Genomic DNA, 1,248 nt, shown 5'->3' with positions numbered 1-1,248 from the left:
TGACCTGCCCCCCGGTCGTCCCTCGTTCATAACGAGAGTCCTTGGGTTTGATAGTGGTCGGTTTCGGGTTGGGCAAGCGCGCCGGGCGCGGAGCCCTCAGATTGCTCAAGCGCCCGGCGCGCTTCTGCCGGGGTCTTGTTGCCCAGCGAGGAATGCGGCCTGACGTTGTTGTAGTCGTAGCGCCAGAGGGCCAGTTTGCGGCGGGCATCGGCCAGACTATCGAAGATGTCCTCATTTAAGCATTCGTCCCGCAGGCTGCCGTTGAAGCTTTCGATGTAGCCGTTCTGCTGCGGCTTGCCCGGGTCGATGTAGTGCCATTCGACGCCGTTCTCGTTGGCCCACTTCAGGATGGCCTTGCTGGTGAACTCGGTTCCGTTGTCGCTGACGATGCAAGCGGGCTTGCCGTAAATCCTGACCAGCGCATCCAGTTCCCGCGCCACCCGAGCCCCCGAGATGCTCGTGTCGGCAATCAGCGCCAAGTTCTCGCGGCAGCAATCGTCATTCACGGCCAGGATGCGGAACTTGCGGCAGGCCCCGAACGTGTCGGACAAAAAGTCCAGAGACCAGCGCTGGTTCGGGCGCAGCGGCACCGGCATCGGGGTTCGACTGCCGCGCGCCCGTTTGCGGCCACGACGGCGTCGCACTGACAGCCCCTCTTCGCGATAAATCCGGTAGAGCTTCTTCTCGTTCATGATCATGCCCTTGCGCTCCAGCATGATGCCCACACGCCGATACCCGAAGCGACGACGCTTCTCGGCAATCTTGTGCATCTCCTCACGGATTTCCGGGTTATCGGGCGGCTTCTCACGCCGCACCGTCTTCGGATCAACACCGATCAGGACGCAGGCCCGACGCTGAGAGATCGGATGATCCCTCAGCGCCCGCAGCACCGCGTCCCGCCGTTGCACCGGCGTCCTCAGGGCTTTCCCAAGAGGTCTTTCAAGACCACATTGTCCAACATCGCATCCGCCAGCAGGCGCTTGAGCTTCGCATTCTCGTCCTCGAGCTGCTTCAGCCGCTTGGCGTCGGACAGCTCCATCCCGCCATACTTGGCCTTCAGCTTGTAGAAGGTCGCGGGGCTCAACCCGTGCTTCCGGCACAACTCGGAGGTCGGCAAACCGGCCTCCTGCTCTTTGAGCATCCCGATGATTTGCGCCTCGGTGAAACGGCTTTTCCTCATGTCGTCTGCTCCTTTTCAGATTGGGCAGACTCTACATCACAGCGAGGGAACTTCCGGGGGGCAGGTCA

The 1,248-nt window shown here is 61.9% G+C and carries 1 protein-coding gene; it reads right to left on the bottom strand.

Going from position 1 to position 1,248, the window contains the following annotated elements:
• Window positions 1-26 precede the first annotated feature (26 nt).
• Window positions 27-1,180, bottom strand: a protein-coding gene (locus FHS82_RS20860; RefSeq protein ID WP_166956732.1) for an IS3 family transposase whose coding sequence is annotated in 2 segments (ribosomal slippage) — window positions 27-934 and window positions 934-1,180 — 1,155 coding nt in all. Because the reading frame shifts where the segments join, the coding sequence is not laid out codon by codon here.
• Window positions 1,181-1,248: the final 68 nt, after the last annotated feature.

Source organism: Pseudochelatococcus lubricantis, assembly GCF_011762225.1.
GTDB classification, from domain to species: domain Bacteria; phylum Pseudomonadota; class Alphaproteobacteria; order Rhizobiales; family Beijerinckiaceae; genus Pseudochelatococcus; species Pseudochelatococcus lubricantis.
Note: the sequence above shows the minus strand (reverse complement) of the source record. Positions and strands in the feature narration are given on the sequence as shown.